The organism is Streptomyces gamaensis (assembly GCF_042656465.1).
Taxonomy (GTDB): Bacteria; Actinomycetota; Actinomycetes; order Streptomycetales; family Streptomycetaceae; genus Streptomyces; species Streptomyces gamaensis.
This window is the reverse complement of the sequence record NZ_JBHSPB010000003.1, coordinates 472,634-494,770: the sequence shown is the minus strand read 5'-3', so window position 1 is coordinate 494,770 and position 22,137 is coordinate 472,634. Positions and strand designations below refer to the sequence as shown.

At 70.5% G+C, this 22,137-nt stretch carries 21 protein-coding genes, 1 tRNA gene and 1 pseudogene; 8 read left to right on the top strand and 15 right to left on the bottom strand.

From position 1 onward, the window contains the following. The first annotated feature begins 206 nt into the window (after positions 1–206). Together ACFP1Z_RS07220 and ACFP1Z_RS07215 are read left to right on the top strand one after the other, a co-directional pair. Positions 207–503: a type II toxin-antitoxin system VapB family antitoxin gene (locus tag ACFP1Z_RS07220; RefSeq protein WP_003986294.1), complete on the top strand. Its 297-nt coding sequence runs from the start codon at positions 207–209 to the stop codon at positions 501–503. Positions 504–649: 146 nt separating this feature from the next. After that, positions 650–1,318, top strand: a complete 669-nt coding sequence (locus ACFP1Z_RS07215) for a LytR C-terminal domain-containing protein (RefSeq protein ID WP_390315047.1) — start codon at positions 650–652, stop codon at positions 1,316–1,318. A 95-nt stretch (positions 1,319–1,413) separates the two neighbouring features. Here the strand turns inward: ACFP1Z_RS07215 and upp are convergent, their stop codons facing one another. Continuing rightward, complete coding sequence (gene upp, locus ACFP1Z_RS07210; RefSeq protein WP_390315046.1) at positions 1,414–2,049, bottom strand: uracil phosphoribosyltransferase; 636 nt, start codon at positions 2,047–2,049, stop codon at positions 1,414–1,416. A gap of 183 nt (positions 2,050–2,232) precedes the next feature. Between upp and ACFP1Z_RS07205 the strand changes: the two genes are divergently transcribed. The 4 genes from ACFP1Z_RS07205 to ACFP1Z_RS07190 all read left to right on the top strand — a co-directional run bounded on the left by ACFP1Z_RS07205 (position 2,233) and on the right by ACFP1Z_RS07190 (position 3,985). Then, entirely contained in the window at positions 2,233–2,580 is a 348-nt protein-coding gene (locus tag ACFP1Z_RS07205; protein WP_390315072.1) for a hypothetical protein, read from the top strand. 196 nt (positions 2,581–2,776) lie between these two features. Beyond that, complete coding sequence (locus ACFP1Z_RS07200) at positions 2,777–3,304, top strand: tRNA adenosine deaminase-associated protein (protein ID WP_390315045.1); 528 nt, start codon at positions 2,777–2,779, stop codon at positions 3,302–3,304. A 34-nt stretch (positions 3,305–3,338) separates the two neighbouring features. After that, positions 3,339–3,839, top strand: a complete 501-nt coding sequence (gene tadA / locus ACFP1Z_RS07195) for a tRNA adenosine(34) deaminase TadA (RefSeq protein ID WP_390315044.1) — start codon at positions 3,339–3,341, stop codon at positions 3,837–3,839. 59 nt (positions 3,840–3,898) lie between these two features. Continuing rightward, a tRNA-Ser gene (locus tag ACFP1Z_RS07190) sits at positions 3,899–3,985 on the top strand. A 191-nt stretch (positions 3,986–4,176) separates the two neighbouring features. On the opposite strand, the gene ACFP1Z_RS07185 is transcribed toward ACFP1Z_RS07190, so the two are convergent. The 4 genes from ACFP1Z_RS07185 to ACFP1Z_RS07170 form a co-directional block, all read right to left on the bottom strand. Then, complete coding sequence (locus ACFP1Z_RS07185) at positions 4,177–4,758, bottom strand: hypothetical protein (protein ID WP_390315043.1); 582 nt, start codon at positions 4,756–4,758, stop codon at positions 4,177–4,179. 178 nt (positions 4,759–4,936) lie between these two features. Continuing rightward, positions 4,937–6,358 carry an FtsX-like permease family protein gene (locus ACFP1Z_RS07180; protein ID WP_390315042.1) on the bottom strand — a complete coding sequence of 474 codons (1,422 nt, stop codon included), beginning with the start codon at positions 6,356–6,358 and terminating at the stop codon, positions 4,937–4,939. Between the two features lie 38 nt (positions 6,359–6,396). After that, a complete protein-coding gene (locus tag ACFP1Z_RS07175; RefSeq protein WP_390315071.1) occupies positions 6,397–7,020 on the bottom strand; it encodes an ABC transporter ATP-binding protein in 624 nt (207 codons plus the stop codon). Between the two features lie 216 nt (positions 7,021–7,236). After that, positions 7,237–7,581, bottom strand: a complete 345-nt coding sequence (locus ACFP1Z_RS07170; protein ID WP_390315041.1) for a hypothetical protein — start codon at positions 7,579–7,581, stop codon at positions 7,237–7,239. 589 nt (positions 7,582–8,170) lie between these two features. On the opposite strand from ACFP1Z_RS07170, the gene ACFP1Z_RS07165 reads away from it, so the two are divergent. After that, complete coding sequence (locus ACFP1Z_RS07165) at positions 8,171–9,034, top strand: GntR family transcriptional regulator (RefSeq protein WP_390315040.1); 864 nt, start codon at positions 8,171–8,173, stop codon at positions 9,032–9,034. On the opposite strand, the pseudogene ACFP1Z_RS07160 reads toward ACFP1Z_RS07165, so the two are convergent. Further along, positions 8,992–9,749, bottom strand: a pseudogene (locus ACFP1Z_RS07160) (GntR family transcriptional regulator). The gene ACFP1Z_RS07165 and the pseudogene ACFP1Z_RS07160 sit on opposite strands and share 43 nt — an antisense overlap. Positions 9,750–10,467: 718 nt before the next feature. On the opposite strand from ACFP1Z_RS07160, the gene ACFP1Z_RS07155 reads away from it, so the two are divergent. Next, positions 10,468–11,241, top strand: a complete 774-nt coding sequence (locus ACFP1Z_RS07155; protein WP_390315039.1) for a GntR family transcriptional regulator — start codon at positions 10,468–10,470, stop codon at positions 11,239–11,241. Positions 11,242–11,497: 256 nt separating this feature from the next. Here the strand turns inward: ACFP1Z_RS07155 and ACFP1Z_RS07150 are convergent, their stop codons facing one another. The 9 genes from ACFP1Z_RS07150 to ACFP1Z_RS07110 form a co-directional block, all read right to left on the bottom strand. Continuing rightward, positions 11,498–12,943, bottom strand: a complete 1,446-nt coding sequence (locus tag ACFP1Z_RS07150; RefSeq protein WP_390315038.1) for a nitroreductase/quinone reductase family protein — start codon at positions 12,941–12,943, stop codon at positions 11,498–11,500. Between the two features lie 7 nt (positions 12,944–12,950). Continuing rightward, on the bottom strand, positions 12,951–14,222 hold the full coding sequence (locus ACFP1Z_RS07145) for an MFS transporter (protein WP_390315037.1): 1,272 nt from the start codon (positions 14,220–14,222) through the stop codon (positions 12,951–12,953). Between the two features lie 173 nt (positions 14,223–14,395). Continuing rightward, positions 14,396–15,343 carry an aldo/keto reductase gene (locus tag ACFP1Z_RS07140; RefSeq protein ID WP_390315036.1) on the bottom strand — a complete coding sequence of 316 codons (948 nt, stop codon included), beginning with the start codon at positions 15,341–15,343 and terminating at the stop codon, positions 14,396–14,398. Positions 15,344–15,442: 99 nt separating this feature from the next. Then, entirely contained in the window at positions 15,443–16,615 is a 1,173-nt protein-coding gene (locus ACFP1Z_RS07135) for an acyltransferase family protein (protein WP_390315035.1), read from the bottom strand. After that, on the bottom strand, positions 16,612–17,829 hold the full coding sequence (locus ACFP1Z_RS07130; protein ID WP_390315034.1) for an acyltransferase family protein: 1,218 nt from the start codon (positions 17,827–17,829) through the stop codon (positions 16,612–16,614). The genes ACFP1Z_RS07135 and ACFP1Z_RS07130 overlap by 4 nt, the downstream gene beginning before the upstream one ends. Before the next feature lie 74 nt (positions 17,830–17,903). After that, the gene (locus ACFP1Z_RS07125) at positions 17,904–19,586 is read right to left on the bottom strand and encodes an FAD-binding oxidoreductase (protein WP_390315033.1); all 1,683 of its coding nucleotides are present in this window, start codon (positions 19,584–19,586) and stop codon (positions 17,904–17,906) included. Continuing rightward, positions 19,583–20,023 carry a cupin domain-containing protein gene (locus tag ACFP1Z_RS07120; RefSeq protein ID WP_390315032.1) on the bottom strand — a complete coding sequence of 147 codons (441 nt, stop codon included), beginning with the start codon at positions 20,021–20,023 and terminating at the stop codon, positions 19,583–19,585. Before ACFP1Z_RS07120 ends, ACFP1Z_RS07125 begins: the two co-directional genes overlap by 4 nt. Then, entirely contained in the window at positions 20,020–20,793 is a 774-nt protein-coding gene (locus tag ACFP1Z_RS07115) for a cupin domain-containing protein (protein WP_390315031.1), read from the bottom strand. Before ACFP1Z_RS07115 ends, ACFP1Z_RS07120 begins: the two co-directional genes overlap by 4 nt. Next, on the bottom strand, positions 20,786–21,979 hold the full coding sequence (locus tag ACFP1Z_RS07110) for a sedoheptulose 7-phosphate cyclase (RefSeq protein WP_390315070.1): 1,194 nt from the start codon (positions 21,977–21,979) through the stop codon (positions 20,786–20,788). The genes ACFP1Z_RS07115 and ACFP1Z_RS07110 overlap by 8 nt, the downstream gene beginning before the upstream one ends. Positions 21,980–22,137 lie beyond the last annotated feature (158 nt).

Genomic DNA, 22,137 nt, shown 5'->3' with positions numbered 1-22,137 from the left:
CCAACGGCGCCTCTCGGGCCCGGTGGCACCACCCCCCAGGTCATCGGTTCGACAGGGGGGAACAGCCATGCCGGGCCCGGAGGCCAGCGGCCCTCTTGCAGGACCGCGAAGAACATAACGGGGGAGGCTGAGGACCGGCCGATTGTCGCCTTCGCTCTCCCGCGCCGTGGCTGCGCCGGGAGCCGCTCGCCCGGTAGGCTTTCCGTGTGATCTTCAAGCGCATCGGAAACGGGCGGCCGTACCCCGACCACGGCCGGGAGAGCACCCGGCAGTGGGCGGACGTCGCCCCGCGCCCGGTGCGACTGGACCAGCTGGTGACCACCAAGCAGCAGCTCGACCTGGAGACCCTGCTCGCCGAGGACTCCACCTTCTACGGCGACCTCTTCGCGCACGTCGTGAAGTGGCAGGGCGATCTCTACCTGGAGGACGGGCTGCACCGCGCGGTGCGCGCCGCGCTCCAGCAGCGCCAGGTGCTGCACGCGCGCGTCCTCGAACTGGGCTGACCCCGCGCCGGGCCCGGCCCGCCGGCCGGGCCGAGCGGCAGGCCAAGGGGACGGTTTCCAGCCGTTGTTGGGCCTTTCGGGTAGCCCCGCGCGAACCCATTGATCATTTAGTAGGCAGCGGCTCCGCCCCGCACTACGCTGCGCCCATGAGCATGCTCACCCCTCCCGGCATGGGTGGTAAGTACCGCATCACGGGCCATCGCTTCCCGCACATGCGCCGCCCCAGAAACCGCCGCAGGATCGTGCTCGCCGTGTTCGCCGCAGCCGCCGCGCTCAGCCTGGCGGGCTGGGGGACGCTCCAGCTCGTCGACGTCTTCACCGGTGGCGGCAGCACGACGCAGGCAGCGCGGGACAAAGGCGCGAAAGGCATCAAGGTGGGCGACTGCAAGTCGAAAACCGATGGGCAGCCGGCCACCAGGCCGCTCCCCCGGCCCGCCGACATCACGGTCAACGTCTACAACGCCACTCCCCGCGCGGGGCTCGCCAAGACCACGGCCGACGAGCTCAAACAGCGCGGCTTCAGAATCGGCAAGGTGGGGAACGCCCCCTCCCTCTACGACAAGAAGGTCGAGACCACGGGCCTGCTCATCGGCAGCCCCACCGCGACCGACGCGGCGCTGCGGGTGCTCGGCACCCAGGTGTCCGGGACCCAGACCAAGAACGACCAGCGCCAGGGCGACACCGACGTCGACCTGGTCATCGGCAACCAGTTCAAGAACCTCGCCGGGAAGCCGGACGCCGACAAGGCACTGTCCGCGCTGGGCGTCGCGCCGGCGAACGCCCCGGGCCCGGCGCCCTCCGCCGTGACCTGCTGACGCGCCGACGGGCCGGCCGGGGAGTGCCCCGGCCGGCCCGTCGGTCCGTACTCGTCACGTGCGTGCGCTGCCGCGCCGCGCGCCGACGTCCGCTCTCAGCCCGCGGTGCCGTACATGCGGTCGCCCGCGTCACCGAGGCCCGGCACGATGTAGCCGTCCTCGTTGAGACGCTCGTCCACGGAGGCGGTGACGACCGTCACCGGCGCGCCCGCGAGCTCGCGCTCCATGACCTCGACGCCCTCCGGGGCGGCCAGCAGACAGATCGCGGTGACGTCGTCCGCGCCGCGCGCGATCAGCTCGTTGATCGCGGCGACCAGGGTGCCGCCGGTGGCCAGCATCGGGTCCAGGACGTAGACCTGGCGGCCCGAGAGGTCGTCGGGCATGCGCGTGGCGTAGGTCTCCGCCTTGAGGGTCTCCTCGTTGCGGATCATCCCGAGGAAACCGACCTCGGCGGTCGGCAGCAGCCGGACCATGCCGTCCAGCATGCCGAGCCCGGCGCGCAGAATCGGCACCACCAGGGGGCGCGGGTGGGACAGCTTGACGCCCGTCGTCGCCGTGACCGGGGACTCGATGTCCACCTGCTCGGTGCGCACATCGCGCGTCGCCTCGTACGCGAGCAGGGTGACCAGCTCGTCGGCGAGCCGCCGGAAGGTGGGGGAGTCGGTGCGCTTGTCGCGCAGAGTGGTGAGTTTGTGCGCCACCAGCGGGTGGTCGACGACGTGGATCCGCATGACAACGACATTAACCGAGCTTTCGGGCACCAGCGCCCGCGCGTCCTGCGGCGGGCCCGCCCGGGCAAGCTGCGACAGTCTGTCGCCGCACTGGCATCAAACCACCACTTAGGGGGAAAGTGGGCACGTACGCCCGGTCTTTGTCACCCCGGGCGAGGATCTCGGTGCGAGGTGGTGCCGCCCATGGCTGACCCGGACACCCGACAGGACAACACACGGCACGACCCGGGCCGTGACTCAGGCCACGACCCGGGCACCGGTCCGGGCCCGGCAGCCGCGCGGCGGCCCGGCCCCGGTACGGCGCGGGGGGTCGACGCCGCCGACGCCGGCACCGCCGACAGCGCCGATACCGCCGATACCGCCGACGACGACGAGCAGAGCCCGGAGAGCGACGAGGACCGCCGCCGCAGACGCGCCCAGTTCCTCCGCGAGCTGAACGAGGCCAAGGAACTGCGCGACCGGGTGCAACCGCGCCGCGCCCGGGCGGCCCGGATGCGCCAACAGATGCGGATGCGGACCTTCCGGTGGTGACGCGGCGGTGACGCGGCCAGGACGCGTCCGCGCAGATGACGCCCGTACGGACCCCACGTGAGGCACATCTCTTCGGACGGCTGCACGACGCAGCGCGGAAGACCTCTCGCAACGGCGAGCTTTCTGCCACGATGCCGAGTGGGCGGGGTGGTCCCCGCCCGGCCCGGCACCGCCTATGACCAGTGGGAGAGTCACGGTGTACTTCGCCGCACTGCTCGCGCGCACCGAAGACGGGTGGCAAGCGAGCGACACAGACCTCGACAACGTGGAAACCCTGTCCGACATCGCCGACCTGGCCCGCGAGGCAGCGGTCGACGACGACACGGTCCTGGTGTTCATCGAGCAGGAGGACGCCTGGTTCGGTGTCGTGCGGGTGGACGGCGAGGACGATCCCCGCGTCTACCTCTCGGACGCCGCGAGCGCGTCCCGCAGCTCGTACGGCGCGATGCTCGCCGACGAACTGCTCGGCCGCGACACCACCGGCAGCGACCTCGACAGCCTCGTCGACCTCGACGGCACGGAGGAGGGTGAACCGGAGGCCGAGGAGGACGAGGAGGCCGCCGCGGACTCCGCCGAGCCGGTGCCGGCCGGGCCGCTGGGCGACGGGCAGATCCTCGCCGACCTCGGCATGGGCGAGCGCGAACTGCACGTGCTCAGCGAGGACGCGCTCAGCGAGATCGCGGACATGCTCGGCTGCACCGAGGTACTGGAGGCGGTCCGCTGACGCCCGCCCCCTCGGGCGTGCGCACACTGGTGCGATGAACGAAGCCGTCCCCGCCCACCGGCCCGACACCCCGCCCGACCCCGTACGCGACCCGTGGCAGCCCGCCATGCGGGCCGCCCTCGCCGAGGCGGCACGGGCCCCCGCCACCGGCGACGTACCGGTCGGCGCCGTCGTGCTGGCCCCGGACGGCTCCGTCATCGGCCGCGGCCGCAACGAGCGCGAGGCCACCGGCGACCCCACGGGCCACGCCGAGGTCCTCGCGATCCGCGCGGCAGCCCGCTCGGTCGGCGAGTGGCGGCTGACCGGCTGCACCCTCGTCGTGACTCTGGAGCCCTGCACGATGTGCGCGGGCGCGATCGTCCTCTCCCGCCTGGACCGCGTCGTCTACGGCGCGGTCGACGAGAAGGCGGGCGCGGCCGGCTCCCTGTGGGACGTCGTCCGCGACCGCCGCCTCAACCACCGCCCCGAAGTCGTCCAGGGCGTCCTCGCCGACGACTGCGCCGCCCTCCTCACCGACTTCTTCCGCTCCCGCTGAGCCACCCCTGCGGGGGGCGGATTTCTGACCACGGCCCCCCTTGGGCTAAGCTTCCTCTCGGTAGCGTGTCCGAGCGGCCGAAGGAGCACGCCTCGAAAGCGTGTGAGGGGGCAACTCCTCCGTGGGTTCAAATCCCACCGCTACCGCTGTGAGCAGGACGAACTGTGGGCCCGATCTTGAACAAGATCGGGCCCACAGTTCGTCTGGTCTCAGTTGGCTCCGCCGGGACCCTCGGCCGACCCGTCCGGCCCGTCGGTCGCACGGGCAGGCGGCCCAACGAGCACGACTCGCTGGGCACGCCGCCGGTATGCGGTACGAAACTGCTCCCGAGGCCCATTCACTCCCCGTAGGGACGCCACGCAGACGACTGTCGAACCGCTGCGAGGGAGCCCCAGAGCCATGTCCCGGCTGCCAGGATTGCCAGCGCCCCTCCCGTGACCGTGAGCAGGCCCGGCGGTAGTTCGATCCCCGCGACCGGATTCTCCTGAGGAGTCGCGAGCCATAGAGCCACAACCATGCTGGTAGCGATGGCAGCCAGCATCGGGGCAAGGAGGGACCACGCTGCCGTGGAGTAGTAGATACCGCGCTTGCCGGACAGCACGCAGAGGGGCGCCGTCTTGCGGCTGAAGCGAAGGAACTCCGCGAGGTTGGCCAGAGCGATGGTGAGACCGATGACCACCACCCCTGGCACACCAAGGAAGATGACCCATCTCCCGTGGGCTGCCGTCGTATTGGCCCCAACCAGCCAGGACCCTCCCGGGACATCAACATCGACCGAGTCAACGGGAAGCTCCCGACGGAACTCTTGCCTGATATCCGCAACAGGCAGGTCCACACCGCTGGAAGAGACCAGGAGAATCACTGCAGGCTTGTCGCGCATGCCGGGCGCGGGAGCCGGGGTGACATCGATCTGCCTCACCAGTCCAATGGACCAGCGCATGGCCTCGAAGACACGCTGATCTGTGTCTGCGGGAGAGACGGCAACCTGTCCGCGTGAGCACGGGACCTTGACGGCCTTCAGCGCCTTGCAAGAACCTTCGAGCCGGACAGGGGCGTCCGGCGCATCCGCGTTCCGATGGACAGACAGGGTCGTCACGTCAGTTGGAAGCTGACCCAGTGCTGCGCCCACGACGCCGGGCGAGACCCTTTCCCAATTGGGCTGCATCAGCAGCAGGCTCTTCCCCACACGGTGAGCCGTCTCCTGAGCAGCCAGGACGCTGGTACCGAACTGGATCTGTTTCAGCTGTACCTGACTGACCAGGACCAGGGCGATCCCCACTCCCGCAACCAAGCGGGAGGTCACACCTGGATGGGCAGCCATATGACCGGCCTGCTACGAGGGGACCACCGGAGCCCGTACGGCGCGCCGAGCCGGCCAGGCGGGTACCGAGCACGGACGCGCCGTAGGCGACGGCACCCGGGAGGGTGGCCAGGACCAGCACCACACCAATGTTGTAGAACTTCATTCTCAGGTCGGAATACTCCGCGGGATCCAGCTGCTGCGGACCCCATACCGTGGCAAAGATCAGCACTGGGCATGCCATCGCCGCCCATCGTGTGATCTGACTCGTCCGCGCGGCCAGACGGCTCGAACGCTTCGAGCCTCGCCGCCCCTGACGATGGAGTACGCAAACCAACAGCAGGATGATGAACGCTGCCCCACTGCCGGAGAGTGCTGTCTCCCACGCGTAACGGCGTATGTCCGCCGAAGAGAGCCAGTAGTTGATCCACGGCAGACGTACGTCATGGACCGCCATGACCACGATCGCCGGCACGGTTCCCAGAAGCGCTCCGACCACGACAGGAAGGGCCGACTCACCAAGGTTGAGCCATGTCCGGTATTGGTGCCCGCCGCCCAGAGCGCTCAGCAGGGCCGTGCGCCGATCGCGGCCATCAGATCCCATGCGCACTGCTACGACGACAAGTGCCACGGCAGGGAGGAGGATCAGCAGAAGCGCCGTGAGGAGCCTTCCGCGATTTTCGATGAACAGCATGTCGCCGGAGGCCCCGCTGCCCGATCCGCCGAACCCAACCAATTCATGAGCGTCTTTGGCGTTGTATTGCCGATCAGTCGGGTTGACATACGCGTACTTCTCGCCGGGGCTGGCCAGCCCCTCATCGCTGATGGTGCCGACGACTTTGCCGAAGCGGTCCTGTGCGCCTTCTGCCGCCAGTGCCCGTTGGAGGCCGGGGGACAGGAACGCCTCACCAGGTTTGGGCCAACTCTTGATGCCGGGAGGCCGGGAAACTTCATCAGAGACAGGACGCAGGTAGACGACGCTGTACTGCAGGCCGTCCACCTCGTCGAAGGAGTCGATGCCACGGGCGATGGTCCTGCTTCCGGGCGACGCGTCTTTGTACTGGAGCGCCCGAGCCGACGAACGCGCGCTGATGCCATCGTAGGCGGCGTAGACCGCTACGGCTGAGGACAGCCCCAGTGCCAGGAATGCGGCCGACAGCAGCAACGCGACAGCCCGAATCGAGCCACCGGGGGTGCGGCGTGCCGAAGCCCATCCCATGCGGAGCAACTGTGTTCGCAGTGAATGTCTCTTCGGGGTCACGGGTGAGCCTCCGTGCTGCGCGCCACGAGCGCTGCTCCACGCAGCTCCAGGCTGCACTCGGCTCGGTCCGCTACAGCGGCGTCGTGCGTGACGACAACAAGCCCGCACCCCCACCGCGTTGGCAGACCGAACAGCAGCTCGGAGACGCTGTCACGCGTGGCGGGGTCGAGAGCACCAGTCGGCTCGTCGGCCAACAGGAGCTTGGGCTCGTTGACCAATGCCCGCGCCACAGCTGCACGTTGCCGCTCGCCACCCGACAAGTGCCCCGTCGCGACCCCGTTCAGCGGTACGCCGAGTTCGCGAAGAAGCCTCTCAGCCCTCTCGTATGCGCGGCGGGGGCCTGAACCGGCCAGCAGTCCCGCCAGCGCAACGTTCTCCAATGGCGAGAGTTCCGGCAGCAGTTCACCGAACTGGAAGATGACACCCATATGAGCGCTGCGGTGGCGTTCCAGGCTGCGTTGCCGCATCCGCACAACATCAGCGCCGACCACTTCGATCGATCCGGCTGACGGTTTCACCAGGCCAAGGATGCAGCCGAGGAGTGTGCTCTTGCCGCTTCCACTCGCCCCCACCACCGCGACCGACTGACCTGCCTCCACCCGCATGTCCACGTTTTGCAGAAGAGTTCGGCCAGCAACCTCATACGTGAGGCCTCGCACTGCCAGCGGCCTGTCCCCCACGCCCGTCCTTCTCTGATTCCGATCCACAGTGGTGCCTCTTGATCCCTTGTGCTGTTTCAAACGCGCAGCGGGAGGAGCGGCACCTCGCCGCTCCTCCCGCATGAGTTGGCTGTTCGCCAGCGAACCTCACAACTCACCGCTGACGTCGTGATCCAGTCAGTGGTTCACGTACTTGCCGCACTCGTCGTTGTTGTCCTTGACCCAGTTGCAGACACGGAGCTTGACGACGGTGTTCCCCACACCGCTCGACGCGGTCGTGCCGATACCGCCCTTGTTCCACAGGTGGTACGGCTCGTTCGGGTCCGTCGTGCGGTAGTAGTCGGCATGCGACATACCGAGGCCCAACTGCTCCAGCTTGACGGCCCTGTCGGAACTGGTCGTGAAGGCGTGTGCGCGACCGCTCGGCGAGTACGCCTCCATCGCGAACGCCGGCGACGCCCCCAGCAGCGCGACACCACCGATGGCGAGACCAGCCAGGCCCCTGGCCGTGGACTTCCTCATGGTCCTCTCCTCTCTGAGTCGAGGCGCGGCACTGTCGCCGCCCCCCCTGAGCGCCGAGGACATTAATGAATCTTGACGATTTCCTTACGGATAGATGAGCCTGAATGGAGCGTTTAATCGCCGGAGGGTGTGCTTCCACGCACGCCTCCGAGGAGGAGGATGCCCCTCGCCCGTACACGAACTCCCGCTAGCGACGAGGCATTTCGAGCACTTCGGGCCGGGTTACCAGCCGACTACAGACCGTGCGGCACTTTGGCCGGAACGTGACCAGGACAACCGCTACCACTGTGAGCAGGACGATCTGTGGGCCCGATCTTGAAGAAGACCGGGCTCACAGTCGTCTGGTCCCAGTCTCCGTCTCAGCTGGCTTCGCTGGGCTCCCCAGCCGGCCCCGCCGGCACATCGGACCGTACCCGCCGGGTCGGCCCAGCCCTGACGCATGCGCCGCGCCCTGCGGACGGGATCGCCCGGGCGCCGACAGCAGGCCCCGCCCGTCCGTACAGAAAAGCTCCCGCTCAAGACATCAACTCTTCTTCAAGAGTGCAGACTTACGCTGACCTGGTTGGCAGCCCCGGGACGGTGACGCGACATGGCGAAGTACGAGCGGATCGCTGACACCCTGCGACAGTGCATCCGAGCAGGTCTGTTCAAGCCCGGAGACCGGCTTCCCACCGAGACCGCACTCGCGAAGGAACACAGGGCCAGCTTGCCCACGGTGCGCGACGCGCTGGCCCAGCTCGCCGAGGAAGGACTCATCGACAAGCGTCACGGGATCGGCAACTTCGTCCGTGAGTCCTGCCGGCGCATCGAGCGGACCAACGAGCGTCACCAGCGGGAGAAGGACCAGGTACGCGAGGCAGACACGGAGCACGTGGCAACCAGGTCCCCCGAACACGACACTGGTGCGACCGCATCCGACGGGGCCTTCAGCTCCGCATACGAAGAGGCCGAGGCCGACGAAGACCTGGCGGTCGCCTTCGGCGTACCCCTGGGGACACGGCTGTTGAAACGGATCTACCGGAGCTGTCCGCAGGACGAGGATGAGCCGTTCGACCTCACCGAGTCTTATCTGCTCCACGACCTCGCGGCAGCGAACCCGGACTTGCTCGACGCGAGCCACGAGCCATGGCCGGGTGGCACCCAGCACCAGCTTCACACCATCGGCATCGAACTCGACCGCATCGTGGAACGGGTCACGGCCCGGCCCCCGACTGCCCGGGAAGCCGAGCAACTCGGCCTGCAGAAGGGCGTTTCCCTGCTCGTCGTACGCAAGACGTCGATCGATGTCAACGGCCGGGTGGTTGAGGTCGCGCACACACGACTCCCGGGGCACCGCATCGAGTTGGCGTTCACCACTCACCTGGCCAGGCGGTGCGACGACCAGCACCTCACTGAATCCCACCGCTCGGCCTATGCGCGGTCGACGGGGAACCGGTACTCGATGCGGCAGTGAGCGGCGGGGATGACGACGTCCGCGGTCTCGACGGCCCGGCCGTCGTCGGACAGGTACGTGCGGCGGATGTGGGTGACGAGCGCGCTCTGCTGGATGCCCAGGAAGTTCGCCTCCTGGGCGGACGCGCGGCGCGGTTCGGGCTCCTCGACCACCTCGGTGACGGTGACGCCGATCGCGGCCATGCGCTCGATGACTCCGCGTCCCGCGAGCGGCCCGCCTTCGGGCAGGACGACGATGGTGCCCTGGGTGATGCTGTAGGGCTCCCAACTCGTGCACAGCTCGACCGGTTTGCCGTCCACCATGAACTCGTAGCCGGTCCGGACGCACAGGCCGCCTTCGGCGATACCGAGCCGTCCGGCGATCTCCGGCGGCGCCGGCACCTCACCTCGGTGTTGTACTCCCAGGTCCCGCGCTTGCCCAGGCTCGCCGTCTCCGGACGGAGCAGGACCTCGTCGCCCCGCCGACGGCCTAGCGACCGGACCATCGACAGCCGCTTGCGCGGCTCGGCCGCGAAGGTCCCTGATCCCGCGCGGCCTTCGAGCAGCCCCTCGGCGATGAGGAGTTGCTGCGCGCGGCGCACGACCATCTCCCCCACGCCGTACTCGCGCGCGAGCAGGGCCCGTGACGGCAGCCGGTCGCCTGGGCCCCACTCGCCACCGGCGAGGCGCTGCCGGATCAGTTGGGCGACGACGAGGTAGGGCGGCTGCTCAGGCATGCGGGCAATCTATTGAACCGGGAAATGTTAGTTAACCAGGCTACGCAGCGTCTTCAGCTTGGGCTAGCCCGATTAACCAGCCCACCGAGAGTGTGCGGCTCGCTACGGAGGACGCACCGTGCCCGCACCCGTTTCCCGAGCACACGACATCGCAGCGCGCCTCTTAGCGGCCGGCTACACGCCCCGGCTGATCCACCGACCCGACCGCCTTCTCGTCGAAGCCGACATCTCCGCGCCCTGGACCCTCAGCCGTTGGCGGGCCCTGCTCGCCGCCCTGGAGCGCGGCGACACATGCGGAGTCCGCTGCCCGTCGGCAGGGAGCGCTGTCGCCTGGGTCGTCGTCTGGAGCCCCAGGGCTCGGGACGGGACGAACTCCCCACAGAGCCTCGGGGACAGCGGGTCAAGGGCCAACGGAGCAGCCGGTGGCACGGCTGTCCACCCCGACGCCGAACGCACACCGCAGAAGGGGGGAGAAAGCCATGCCTGAGCGGCTGCTGGAGCACTGCCGCGTCGCTGCCGCAGGCCCCAAGTACGCCCACCTGCATGGGCAATGCCGCGGCTCCCACGAAGTCCGGCTCCCGCCGGTACCGCCCGCAAGCGAGGGGCCACTCATCGAGAGCAACCGCTGCGACTGCGACTGCCACCGGGGCGCCCGCTCGAAGGACCGGAAGACAGCTGACCGTGCCCCAACAACCCACCGAACCAAGGAGTGGTGAGCATGCGCAAACGACCCGAAGAGATCGCCGCCGATCTCCGCACCCGGATCCAGGAGGAGCTGATCGCCCCCGGAACCCGGCTGCCGGACGAGGACGCTCTGGCCGCCCGGTACCGGGCCGATCCTCCGGCTGTCCGTCAAGCACTGCGTGTCCTGCAAGCCGAGGGATTGATCGAGGGGCGGCCCGGGGGCCGGACATTCGTCCGCCCCGTCCAGCAGTTCATCGAGTACCGGGACACCAGGTGCTGGTGGAGCTCCGGGTCGACGCAGTGGGACAGCAGGCGTGGAACACGAAGCGGGGCATGCGACGTAGAAGTCATCGTCACCCACTGCGCGTTGGCTGCCAATTCCGAGTTGTCGTCATGCCTGGGCGTCGAACCGGGAACACGGTTGCTTGAGTCCATCTCCCGGAGCCGACGGATCGGGACGGAAAACCTGCACAGCCACGTACGGTCCTACGTGGTGTACGACCAGGTGCACGCCGCTTCCGTGCTGCCCGACTGCAGCAGGCTCCCCTCGGCCGACGCGTACCGGAACCGGCTCGCCCGATCGGGAATCACGGTGGACCGCATCGTGGAACGACTCTTCGCACGCCCATCAAGCCCAGCCGAGGCAAAGGAGTTGGGCCTTGTCCCCGGAGCGGTGGTCCTGGCGGTCCAGCGAACCTCGTACGACCCCGCAGGCCACGCAGTCGAAACGGCGGACCTGCTGATGGCCGGCGACCGGGTCACGGCGGAGTACACGACCTACCCGGACCCTGCTGTCCCGCTCTGGTGACCTCTTCGCTCGGCACGCGACAACGCGGCTGCTGTGTGCTGCTCGGCCAGCCTCGCAGTTCGTCGTGATGGAGGGCCCGACAGCAGCCGCGTCAGGGGCCCTCCGGCTGTCGGTATTGCCGAAGGTCCCCGATGGCGGTGAGCAGCCCCGGTGGCCGCCACTCCCGATTCCGTGGGAGTGCATGACAACAGGTCGCAGCCCGAGTTGCCGAAGGGGATCGGGCCACAGCCGGAGACCTCGGATGCTCGGCAGTGCATCACAGGGTCCGGTCCTCCCACTCGTGGCCGGCGGACGGGGCGCGGCGGGCGCGGGTGTGCTGTTCGTAGGGGAGGGAGCCGTCCGGCATGTGCAGGATCTCCATCTGGATGCCGATGGGCGTCGTGAAGTAGAGCCAGCGGTTGCCGGCGAGGGGGCCCTCCGTGATGGTTTCCGGGCTGCCGAGGAGGCGGACGCCGGGGACGGTGGACAGGTGGCTCGCGGCGAGGTCGACGTCGTCGACGTGGAAGGCCAGGTGGTGGCCGCCGATGTCGCTGTTGCGCGGTGGGGTGCCCGGGGTGCCTTGGGAGAGCAGGATGTTGTCGGTGGGGCCGAGCCGCAGTTCAACGGTGCCGTCGGGGGTGCGGAGGGTCTCCTCGCCGCCGAGTACGCCGGTGAAGAAGGCCACGGCGGCGTCGAGGTCGGCCACCGTGTAGGCCACGTGGTCCACGTGACGGGCCGTGGGGAGGCCGGGCGGGCGGCCGCTGCCGGCCCAGGAGAGGCTGTCGCCGCGGAACCGGGCGGGCGCCGCCGGGGCACCGGCCGGTGCGGGACGCTCCGGGAGGCGGGTCAGGCGCAGCCGTGGGCCGCAGGCGAGGCGGAAGTCCGCGTACGTCCCGGTGGCCGTGAGGAGTTCCGCGCCCGGGAGTCCGCTCAGGCGGTGGGTCGCGGACGGGAGGTCGCCCACGCGCAGGGCCAGGTGGTGGTCGCCCACAGTCCCGGGGGCGGGCGGTTCCGTGCGCTGGTCGGGGGCGGTGTACTCGAAGAGTTCGAGGTTGGTGACGGGGCCGAGGCGCACCATCGCGATCCGGGCCCGGGAGCGGGGGTGGACGTCGAGCTTGCGCCGCATCCAGTCGCCGGTGCTCCGCTCGACCGGCCCTTCCTCGTAGAGGAGTTGGCCGCCCAGCCCTTCGGTGAAGAAGCCGACGGCCCGGTCGAGGTCGGGCACGGTGAACGCGTAGTGGTCCACCCGGCGCGCGGTGGGGATGCCGCGGCCCTGGTCGAGCGGGCGCAGGCGGACCACGGGGACGGTGCGCCGGGCCCGCTGCTCGAAGTCGGCGAACTGGGGGGAGACGGCGATCTGTTGCGCGTAGAGGCGGTCACGCTCCGCGCCCTGGGTGAAGAGCGCGCGGACGCGGTGGGTCCGCCCCTCGTGCTCGACGGTGGCGAGCGGATCGTGCCGGAGGTTGCGGCACCACGCGGGGTCGGCGTCGTCCCCGCCATTGGCGGCGAAGACCACCCAGTCGGTGCCGTCGCGCAGATAGGTGACGGGGGTGGTGCGCGGGCGGCCGCTGCGGCGGCCGGTGGTGGTGAGCAGGATGAGGGGGATGCCCTCGAAGTCCCCTGCCACGCGCCCGGAGTTGGCGCGGAACTCCTCGATGACGCGCTGGTTGAACGGGTTGGCGTTGGAGTCGGCGGGGCCCGCAGGGGGCGGGGCGTACGACATGGCGGGGTCAGTCCTTCGCTGCGGTGGCGGGCAGGGAATCGGAGGGGGCGGGCGGTGCGGCGGCGGACGCGGCAGCAGCCGATCCCGCGGGCGCGGGCGCGGGATCGGTAAGGGCTGAAGCGGCCACGCCGCCACGGGTCTTGTGCTCGTACGCGCACAGGGCCAGCCCGGCGGCGACGACGGCCGCGCCGACGAGGGGGGCGGCCCGCGGGCCGGCGCCGGACTGGACGGCCTGACCGCCGAGGAGTCCGCCCGCCGCGATGCCGATGTTGAAGGCGGAGCTGTTCACCGAGAGTGCCAGGGTGGGCGAACCGACCTCGGCGGAGCCGACGATGATGGTGTTGAGGCCGGGGATGGTGCCGAAGTAGGCGAGTCCCAGCAGGACGAAGACGGCCGCGGCGGGCCAGGCGAGCGGGGCGGCCGCGCTGAGCAGCAGCAGTGCGGCGACCACGGCGGCGAGGGTCACGGTGAGCGAGGGCAGCAGGGACCGGTCGGCGGCCCGGCCGCCGAGGGTGTTGCCGGCCACCCCGCCGAAGCCGTACAGGAGCAGCAGCACCGTGACGGCCGTCTCGCCGAAGCCGCTGACCTCGGTGAGGAGCGGGACGGCGTAGGTGAAGGCGGTGAAGACCCCGGCGCTGCACAGCACGGTGATGCCGATGGCGCGCAGTACGCGGGGGCGGCCGAGGACGCGGAGTTCGGAGACGGCCCCGCCGGCCGGCCGCCGCCGGTCGGCGGGCAGGCACGCGGCGAGGAGGGCGAGGCAGCCGAGGCTCATGGCGGCGATGCACCAGAAGGTGGCGCTCCAGCCGTAGGTGTTGCCGATGAGGGTGCCCAGGGGGACGCCGAGGACCATGGCCAGGCCGAAGCCGAGGGTGATCCTGGCGCCGGCGGAGGCCTGCCCGCCGGGGCCGGCCAGTTCGCCGGCCGAGGTCAGGCAGATCGCGAAGACCGTCGAGTGCGCGAAGGCGCTGACGAGCCGTCCGGTGACGAGCAGGGCGTAGGAGGAGGCGGGGGCGGCGAGGGCCGCGAGAACGTTGCCGGCGGCGAAGAGGCCCAGCATGCCCAGCAGCAGGGGTTTGCGGGGCAGGCGGCCGGTGGCCAGGGTCGTCAGGGGGCCGACGACGACCACGACGGCGGCGTAGACGCTCACCAGCAGTCCGGCGGTGGACAACGGCACGTCGAGGTCGTCCGCGATCCGGGGCAGGATGCCGGCGATGACGGACTCCGCCGTGCCGATGCTGAAGACGCTCAGCATCATGGACAGCAGGGGCAGGGACATGTCTCTCCGTGGCGGACGGCCCGATGGCGGCCGGGACGGGACGGACCGGCTGCGGCAGGCAGCCGGCGGCCGACCTGGCGGCGCCACCCCGTGCTTCGGGAACAGGGGCGGGCCGGCGGCGCGTGACGGGGGAGCAGCGCGTCGCCGGCCCGGGTCCGGGCGGGGCGGTGCCGTTACTCGCGGGCGCCGACCGGGGCGGGCAGGGCGTCGAGTTCCGCGATCTCGGCCTCGGTCAGTTCGATGTCGGCGGCCGCGGCGTTCTGCTCCAGGTAGCGGAGCGTCTTGGTGCCGGGGATCGGGACGACGTACTCGCCCTGGGCGAGCAGCCAGGCGAGGGCGACCTGCGAGGGGGCGACGCCGTGCCGGGCGGCGATGCCGGCGACGGTGTCGACGATGGCCTTGTTGGCGGCCATGGCCTCCTCCGTGAAGCGGGGCATGGCGCGCCGCCAGTCGTCCTCGGTGAGGTCGGAGGGGTTGCTGAACCGGCCGGTGAGCAGGCCGCGGCCCAGCGGCGAGTACGGCAGGAAGGCGATGCCCTGCTCCTCGCAGTAGGAGAGCACGTCGCCGAGCGAGTCGCGGGTGAACAGGGAAGCCTCGGACTCCACGACGGAGACCGGGTGTACGCGCTGGGCGCGCTCGATGTCGCCGAGGGCGACCTCGGACAGGCCGATCGCGCCGGCCTTGCCCTCGGCGACGAGTTCGGCCAGCGCTCCCCAGCTCTCCTCGACCGGGACCTCGGGGTCGATGCGGTGCAGCATGTAGACGTCGACGTGGTCGGTGCCGAGCCGCTTGAGGCTCGCTTCGAGTGCCGAACGCAGGTAGTCGGGGCGGCCGTTGAGGGACAGGCCGTTCTCGCCCAGGACCAGCCCGCCCTTGGTGGCGAGCACGACGCGGTCGCGGCGGTCGGCGATGGCCTTCCCGACGAGTTCCTCGTTGGTGAAGGGGCCGTAGACGTCGGCCGTGTCCAGCAGGGTGACGCCGAGGTCGACGGCGCGGTGGATCACCTTGACCGAGGTCTCGTCGTTCCGGTTCTGCGGGTCGTAGGCGAACGACATGCCCATCGTGCCCAGTCCGATGCGGCCGATTTCCGGGCCGTTCTTCCCCAGGGTGGTGGTGCGCATCGCGGCCTTCCTCTCTGCCCCCGGAAAGGAGCTCTTGAACTTTCAAGTAAGACCCTAGGTGCCGGCGGCGGCGGAACACCACCGCCGGACCCGGGAGTGTCAGGTCCGTCGCCGGGGCCGGGCGAGCTTCATGCCCGGCTTCTCGACGAGGGTGTACAGCAGCCAGGCGGCGGCCAGTGCCGCCCCGGCCTCCAGCGCCAGTACCGCCAGCGCGAGAGGGGTGGGCAGGGCCCAGCGGGCCCCCAGCCGGTCCCGGACGAACTCCAGGAGCACCTGCTGGACCAGGTAGAAGGCGAAGGACACCTCGCCCAGCCACAGCATCACCCGCCCCCGGAAGGGCGAGCGGAGCCCCCGGGCGTCCGCGGTCGCGGCGGCGGCGATCAGCAGGGCGAAGGGCAGGATCGTCACCGCGTCGACCGAGTACGGCGGCGGGACGAACAGCGAGACCCCGTACGCGGCGACCGTCAGCGCTCCCGCCGGCAGGAGCCCGAGGCGCGGACCGCGGCCCGCCAGGACCGCGCGTGCCATGAGGATGCCCAGCAGGAAGTCCAGGAGCCGGGTCGCCGGCAGGATGTAGACGAACCAGAACTGCGGCTCGGACACCTCGTAGGGCACCTTGAGCACCGGGGAGTCCGGCAGCAGCAGGTCCGCGGCGACGGCCACCGCGACGATCGCGGCGACGGTGCCCGCCACGTACCACCACAGCCGTTCCCGCGCGATCCGCCGCGTCAGCCGCGCCCAGAGCGGGAAGCTCAGATAGAACAGCAGCTCGCAGGAGAGCGACCAACTGGGCGGGTTGACACTGAAGTACACGCCGCTGTCGTGGAACCAGGACTGGACCAGCAGCAGGTTGGCCAGGGCCGGCCACAGGCCCGTGGCGGCGCCCGACAGTGCCAGCAGGGCGACCGCCCACATCACGGCGTGGTTGGGGAACACCTTGCACAGCCGGCGCCGCCAGAAGGACCGGGCCCGGTCCCCGGGGCGTTCGGACCAGGTCAGCACGTAGCCGCTGAGCACGAAGAAGAACGAGACCCCGACCCAGCCGGCGCGGCTGAGCACCCAGCGGTAGTTCTCCGCGTCGCCCGCGTCGGCGAACAGATCGGTGGCCACGTGCGGCAGCGAGGCGTGGTAGAGGAAGACCAGCAGCGCGGCGATGAACCGCATGCCGGTCAGGGACGGCAGCCGGGAGGTCCGGGCGGCGGGCGGCGGGCCGGGCGGAGAGGCCGCGGCGACGGCCTCTCCCCCGGTACGCGCGACGGGCTGGACGGTCACCGTCGATCAGCTCCCACGGCCAACCGGGCTTCCCCGGCGGCCGGTTCGGGCGCCGGCGCGCGGCGCGGGCGGGCCAGCCATCGCATCGCGGGCCGCTCCACCAGCGCGTACAGCACCCAGCCGAGGAGCAGGCTCAGCCCGAAGGTCAGCGCCATGATGCCCAGCGCTCCCGGCGTGTCCCAGGTGCGGCCCGCCGAGGACTCGGTGGCCGCCAGGCCCATGGGCCCGTACTGGAACACCAGGAAGTGCACGACGTAGAAGGCGAAGGACACCTCGCCCAGCCAGACCGCGGGCCGGGAGGCGAACACGGACGGGCTGCCCTTGGTGTCGGCGACGGCCACCGCCGCGATCAGCAGCGCGATGGGCAGGGCCGTGGGCGCCACCAGCCCGTAGGCGTCCGGCAGGAACACCATCAGGGCGTAGCCGGCCACCAGGCACAGCAGGGCCGGCAGCCGCTTCACGCCGATCCACCGGCCCGTCATCACCACGCGGGCCATGAGGATGCCGAGGGTGAAGTCGAGCACGCGGGTGGCGGGGAAGAAGTAGACGAACCAGTAACGCCACCACGAGACGGGCTGCCAGGGGGAGTCGGGGCTGCCCGGGAGGACCTGCGCCAGCACGGGGACGGCGACGAACGCGGCGATGACGAGGCCGACCCACAGCCACAGCCGCTCGGGCCGGATCCTGCGGATCACCCCGTGCAGCAGCGGGAAGGACAGGTAGAACAGCAGCTCGCAGGAGAGCGACCAGCTGGGGCCGTTGGTGCCCGCGAGGACATCCAGTTCGGGCACCCAGCTCTGCACGAGGAACAGGCTCGGCACGGTGTTGCCGAAGGTGACCGCGGAGCCGGCCCCGATCATCAGCAGCATGCCGGCGAGCCAGGTCACGAAGTGGTTGGGGTAGATCTTCGCCAGCCGGCGGCGGTAGAAGCGCCGTGGGCCGTCCCCGGGCCTCGCGGACCAGGTGAGGACGAATCCGCTGAGGACGAAGAAGAAGCCGACGCCCAAGTACCCGGCGCGGCTGGCGTACGTGACGACGACGTCGTTGAGGGAGTCGTCGGCGAAGAGCTTGGCGACCGAGGCGTGGGTGACGAAGACGAGGACCGCGGCGATGAACCGCAGCCCGGTCAGGGACGGAAGTCTTGAGGAGGCGAGTCCTGAGGAGCTGAGCCCTGAGGAGCCCGGCGGGGCCGGGCTGGGCGACTGGTGCGGCACGGGGATTCCCGGTTCAGGAGGTTCAAGAGGTCAGGAGGTTCAAGTGGTGTACGGGGTCAGGGGGTTCGGGAAACTCAGGAAGGCAGCCGCACCGACTGGCGGTGCCGGAAGAAGTTCCCGGGGTCGTACGTGGCCTTCACCCGCTGGAGACGGGCGTAGTTGTCCTTGTAGTAGAGGCGGTACCAGGGCACGTCCGAGGTGTTGAACCGGGCGTCGCCGATGTCGCTGTCCGCGTAGTTGATGTAGCACCCGTCGGTGACGGCGTTGGGCACCGGTACGCCCCCGGTTTCCGCGTACACCTCGCGGTAGAACTCGCGCAGCCACGCCTGGTTCCGGGCGTCGTCGGCCGGGTCCGTCCAGTACGTCTGGTAGAGCAGTTTGAGCACGGAGCTGCGCTGGGCGACCGGGGTGGCGTCGGGGGCGACGTCGTTGATGCGCCCGCCGAAGGACGTGGCGACCAGACCACCGTACTTGTTGGCGTAGTCGTCCCGGGTGAGGTGCTTGTAGATCGCGGCGATCTGGCTGTCGGGGAACCCCTTCTTCATGTAGGCGGACTTGTGCTCGCCGCGGAAGGTGGGGTTGGTCTGGAGTTCGCTGCTGGTGCCGATGTAGCGGGTCGCCTTGAGCCAGGGGAGCCGGCGGGTGCTGGCGAACTCCGGCATGGCGCGCAACTCGCCGACCTGTTCGCCGAGTTCCTGGTGCTCGACACCCAGGGCCCGGTTGAGCCCGTGCAGGAAGTCGTCGACGAGCCGCTCCGCGTTGGCGACGGTGCCGTCCATCTGCAGCAGCAGGCCGAGGCTGCCGGAGGACTTGTGGTTCAGGAAGAGCCAGCTGCACATCCCCGCGTAGGGGGAGTCGGAGCGGCTGTTCTTCTCGTGCCACTCCCCGTAGAACTTCACGAAGTCGGCGAAGCCCCGCTGGGTGACCCGCTCCCACGGCCAGGCGGCCGCCGTGACCAGCACCTCGTTCGGCGGGCTCGGCAGCAGGCGCGCGGGGTCGGAGCCGGTGGCGTCGTGCGAGCGGAACCAGTAGCGGGTGATGACACCGAAGTTGCCGCCACCGCCTCCCGCGTAGCCCCACCACAGGTCGCGGTGGGGGTCGTTCTCCTCGCGGGTGGCCACGACCGCCTTCGCCCGGCCGGAGGCGTCGACGGTGACGACCTCCACCGCGTAGAGGTGGTCGACCACCAGGCCGTGCTTGCGGGAGAGCATCCCGTAGCCGCCGCCGGAGGCGTGTCCGCCGATGCCGACCGCGAAGCAGACCCCGCCGGGGATGAAGACGCCCCAGCCCTCGTAGAGCGTCTCGTAGACGTCGAGCAGGGTGGCGCCGGACTCGACCGCGAAGGCCCGCATCCCCGGGTCGTAGTAGGTGGCGTCCATCAGGGTCATGTCGAGGACGACCTCGACGTCGGGCCGGAAGACGAAGTCCTCGAAACCGTGGCCGCCGCCGCGGACGGTGAGCGTCTTCTTTCCGTCCACCGCTTCCTGCACGGCCTGGACGACGTGCTCGGTGGTCGTGGGGAGCCGCACCGCCTCCGGCCGGCCCACCCAGCGCTGGTTGAAGCCGGTGACGAGGTCGCCGTAGCGGGCCTCCCCGCGCCCGACCGTCACCAGACCGGTGCCCAGGGACAGCCGGCCCGCGTCACCGCTGCCGGCGGCGACGGCCCGGGAGCCGCCGAGAACCCCCGGCAGCACCGCCGCGGTACCGGCCATCGCGCCGGCTCCCGCCATGAACCGTCGTCGGCTCACCTTGCTCATGACTCTCCTCCGGTCGTTCTCGTCACCGCTTGCCGGACGGTCTTCGTCCGCTGTTCCTCGGGCAGTTCGGGGACGCGCGCGGGCAGCCGGCCGACGGCCCCGGCGGGCAGGACGCGTACGGTGAGCAGTTCCAGGCCCTCGCCGAGGGCGCGGACGGCGACCCGGCCGTCGTGCGGTGCGAGCAGCAGCGCTCCGGGCGCCAGCTCCCGTACGGTCCCGCCCTCTTCGGCCTCGCCGCGCCCGGCCAGGACGTACAGGGCCTGCTCGACGCCCTCGGCCGGACCGTGCCGGACCACGGCCCCGGGGGCGAGCCGCAGGAGATCGACGGCCTCGCACTCGCTGTGGAGCATGCCGCGCCGCGCCAGACAGGTCCATTCGGCGTCGGGGGCCTTCGCGGTCAACAGGCGCACGGGCGCGGCCGCGCGCTGGATGATCACTGAACCGCCCTGTCGGGCACGGCCAGTTCGGCGTGGAAGAGCTCCAGGCCGTCGCCGTCCGCGGCGATATCGGCGCTGGCTCCGAGGGGCAGTGTCAGGGCCGTGCCGGGGGTGAGCCCGACGGTGGTGCCGCCGGAGACGGCCCGGCCGGAGCCGGACAGGACGAAGACGGTGTGCTCGCTCGTGCGGGACGCGAGGGCGCGGGTGGCGCCCGGTTCCAGTGTGCTGATGCCGACGGTGCGCAGTGGGCCGGTGAAGACCCCGCTCGGGTCGACGGAGCCCTCGGCCCGCAGGTCGTGCAGTTCCGCGTTCACGGTTTTCCCCTCGGTCGTCCTGCCTGTGGTCCTGTCCGTCGTCCCGCGCGGCGTTCTTCCCCGCAGCACCTCCGCCGTGGACGGTGCGAGCATTTCGATGACGAGCCAGTCCAGCCGGTCCTCGCCCGTGTTCCGCAGGCCGTGCACGGCGCCGACTCCGGTGAGCAGCAGCGAGCCGGGCCGGGCGGGGTGGGCCGTGCCGTCGACCAGGAATTCACCCCGGCCGGAGAGAATGAAATAGATTTCCTCGGTGCGGGTGTGCCGGTGTTCCCCGCTCACTCCGCCGGGCGGAATGGCGGCCCATTCCACCGCCTCCCAGTCGCCGTCGAGGTCCCGGCGGCTCGCGAGGCATTTCCAGTGGGTGAGTCCGGCGGCGCCGTGCACCCCGTGGATGTCGGCGGCGCCGGAGACGTCGGCGACCAGTGCGCCCCGGGCCGCGGCTGCCGGTTCAGACACGGGCGGGCTCCCGCTCGCTGCCCAGGCGGCGCAGGTCGTCCACGGCGACGGCGAGTTCCTCGCGGGTGACGTCGTTGACGAAGACGGCCTCGCCGATGCCGACGGGCAGCGGCAGGCGCTGCGCGCCGTCGCGGTGGCGCACGGTGTCCGCGAGCGCGTCGGCCAGCAGCTCGCAGGTCAGCAGCCTGTTCCAGCTGGGCAGTTCCAGGGCTCGCATGACGGCGAGGACGCGGTCGCGGCGCGCGGTGTCGACCAGTCCGCGGCGCCAGGCGAGGACCGTGGTCAGAGCCATGTCCACGCACACGGCCTCGCCGTGCAGCAGCGCGGGCAGGGCGTGCATCTCGACGGTGGGACTGAAGGTGTGGCCGTAGTCGACGACGCGCTCCAGCTTCGCCTCCCACAGGTTGGGCTGGAGTTCCTCCAGCATGCCGTGGATGGCCCGCTGGACGACCTCGCTCGCGGCGTCGTCCAGTCGCGGGGTGCTGCCCTGGAACTTCTCCTCCAGCAGCCGCGGCCCGTACTCCTCCAGCAGGTCGAAGAGCCGGGCGTCCTTGATGAGCGCCATCTTGAGAATCTCGGCCAGGCCGTTGGCGATGTGGCGGCGGTCGACGGTGGCCAGGAAGGAGCGGTCGAGGAGGGTGAGGGAGGACGCAAAGTAGGTGCCCAGCCGGTTCTTGTGGCCGTTGAAGTTCACTCCGGTCTTCACCCCGACGCCGGCGTCCACGAGACCGATGAGCGTGGTGGGGACGCGCACCACGGGTGTGCCGCGCCGGTAGAGGTTGGCGACGAGGCCGACGATGTCCATCAGCACGCCGCCGCCGATCACGATGATGGGCTCGCGGCGGCGGTCGATGCCGAACGCGTCCAGCGCGCGGACGATCCCGGCGGCCGTCTCCAGGCTCTTGACGGTCTCGTCGACGCGTACCGCGTGCAGCTCGTAGTCGACCCGGTGGTGCTCGAAGTAGGCGCGGATACGGTCGCCGTGCAGCGTCAGCACGTGGGCGTCGACGACCACGAAGCGGCGGTGCCGCCCGGACGCCGGGGCAGCGGGCCCGAGCAGTGCGGTGCTGCCCGGGGCGAACGCGTCGGAGCAGACCCGGATTTCGTACTCCACCGGCATCGAGGCCCGCACCTGCCACGCGTCGACGCGTTCGCTGCGGGTGACGAGACCGGGTTCCGTGAGCATTTCAGTCACTTGCACTCCCTGGCTTTCCATGGCGATTCACCGTGTGCCCCCGTGAGCCCGAGGTGTTGTACCGCCGGATACGGCAAGCGATCGTGGTGCGCTGTGCCGGGCGCCGACAAACGGCCTTCGCGTTGCTGTCAGATTCCGGACCTGTTGTC

Coding starts and splice junctions, on each gene's coding strand:
- ACFP1Z_RS07215 (WP_390315047.1), top strand. CDS start 650: ATGAGCATGCTCACCCCTCCCGGCATGGGTGGTAAGTACCGCATCACG.
- upp (WP_390315046.1), bottom strand. CDS start 2,049: ATGCGGATCCACGTCGTCGACCACCCGCTGGTGGCGCACAAACTCACC.
- ACFP1Z_RS07205 (WP_390315072.1), top strand. CDS start 2,233: ATGGCTGACCCGGACACCCGACAGGACAACACACGGCACGACCCGGGC.
- tadA (WP_390315044.1), top strand. CDS start 3,339: ATGAACGAAGCCGTCCCCGCCCACCGGCCCGACACCCCGCCCGACCCC.
- ACFP1Z_RS07180 (WP_390315042.1), bottom strand. CDS start 6,358: ATGGGATGGGCTTCGGCACGCCGCACCCCCGGTGGCTCGATTCGGGCT.
- ACFP1Z_RS07170 (WP_390315041.1), bottom strand. CDS start 7,581: ATGAGGAAGTCCACGGCCAGGGGCCTGGCTGGTCTCGCCATCGGTGGT.
- ACFP1Z_RS07165 (WP_390315040.1), top strand. CDS start 8,171: ATGGCGAAGTACGAGCGGATCGCTGACACCCTGCGACAGTGCATCCGA.
- ACFP1Z_RS07155 (WP_390315039.1), top strand. CDS start 10,468: ATGCGCAAACGACCCGAAGAGATCGCCGCCGATCTCCGCACCCGGATC.
- ACFP1Z_RS07150 (WP_390315038.1), bottom strand. CDS start 12,943: ATGTCGTACGCCCCGCCCCCTGCGGGCCCCGCCGACTCCAACGCCAAC.
- ACFP1Z_RS07145 (WP_390315037.1), bottom strand. CDS start 14,222: ATGTCCCTGCCCCTGCTGTCCATGATGCTGAGCGTCTTCAGCATCGGC.
- ACFP1Z_RS07140 (WP_390315036.1), bottom strand. CDS start 15,343: ATGCGCACCACCACCCTGGGGAAGAACGGCCCGGAAATCGGCCGCATC.
- ACFP1Z_RS07125 (WP_390315033.1), bottom strand. CDS start 19,586: ATGAGCAAGGTGAGCCGACGACGGTTCATGGCGGGAGCCGGCGCGATG.
- ACFP1Z_RS07110 (WP_390315070.1), bottom strand. CDS start 21,979: ATGCTCACGGAACCCGGTCTCGTCACCCGCAGCGAACGCGTCGACGCG.